This window comes from Roseibium sp. RKSG952, assembly GCF_009711355.1.
On record NZ_SMMF01000501.1, the window covers coordinates 1 to 1,404 of the forward strand.

Annotated in this window: 1 pseudogene; it reads right to left on the minus strand. The window is 58.8% G+C overall.

What is annotated here, in order from left to right:
• Positions 1 to 351: 351 nt before the first annotated feature.
• Positions 352 to 1,404, minus strand: a pseudogene (locus tag E1297_RS01810) (vitamin B12-dependent ribonucleotide reductase); the annotation flags it as partial.

Genomic DNA, 1,404 nt, shown 5'->3' on the forward strand with positions numbered 1-1,404 from the left:
CGCTCAACTTCTTTTCGTTCAGGCTCTTAGTGATCAAGTCGATAATCAAAGGGCGCCTAGTATAGAGTTCGCCGCTGATCGTATATTTTTGCAATGGTTCGATGCGTATTTTCTGCATTCCAAAGCCTCAGATAAATAATTTTCGTCTAGGGCTCCATTGTTGATTGGAGCACAGCTGATGATTCCCCAACAATATACATCCTTAGCGAGAATTAGTGCCAAATACTCGCGAATTTAGAAAACCCGCCCGATCGTCTCCGATGGGCGGGTTTTCTTGTTTCAGGGCTGTTTGAGCCACTTATTGGCCTAAATTGGCCATTCTATGCGACGCGGGACATTACGAGGAGCTCCCTAGCTGCAGCCGCTGGTGGAGCCGCAGGTGTCGCATTTGAGGCAGGTGCCGTTGCGGACCATGGTGAAGTTGCCGCATTCCGCACAGCTCTCGCCCTCATAACCCTTCATCCGGGCCTGGGCGATCTGTTCGGCCGCCTTGTTCGGCTTCGGGGCAGGGGCAACTTCGACGGCGACTGCCGCTTCTGCGCCGCGGGCAAAGGCTGTGGTGATCGTCGCCGTCTGGCCAACAACAGCCCCGACCAGCTCGGCCTTGACCGCTTCGGTGATCTCACCGGCCGGCTCCGAGCCTGTGACCAGCCGGAAACGTTCGGTCTGGCCGCGCACGAGACCGTGAGACACGACACCGGCATCGCCCTTGTCCATCTTCTGGACCGCGCCCGCACTTACCGGCGTACCGGAGAAGGCTTCCGGCGGGACATGGGCCAGATCGTGGCGGCCGAGATAGGAAACGGCGAGCTCGCGGAACACATAGTCGAGGATCGACGTGGCGTTCTTGATCGCGTCATTGCCCTGCACCATGCCGGCCGGTTCGAACTTGGTGAAGGTGAAGGCGTCGACATATTCCTCCAGAGGCACGCCATATTGCAGGCCGAGGGAGACGGAGATGGCGAAGTTGTTGATGAAGGCCCTCAGCGCGGAGCCTTCCTTGTTCATGTCGAGGAAGATTTCACCCAGACGCCCGTCATCATATTCGCCGGTGCGCAGGAACACGGTATGTCCGCCGATCTTGGCCTTCTGGGTGTAGCCCTTGCGGCGTGCGGGCAGCTTTTCCTGCTGGCGGACAACACGTTCCACAATGCGTTCGACGATACGCTCGGCGACAACCCCGGCCTTGGCGGTCTGGGGCAGGGCGGCGATTTCGTCCGCAGCCTCTTCCGCCTCGTCCTCGTCATCGCTGAGCAACTGGGAATTCAGCGGCTGGGACAGCTTGGATCCGTCGCGGTAAAGAGCGTTTGCCTTCAGGGCCAGCTTCCAGGACAGCATGTAGGCTTCCATGCAGTCCTCGACGGTTGCGTCGTTCGGCATGTTGATCGTCTTGGAGATCGCGCC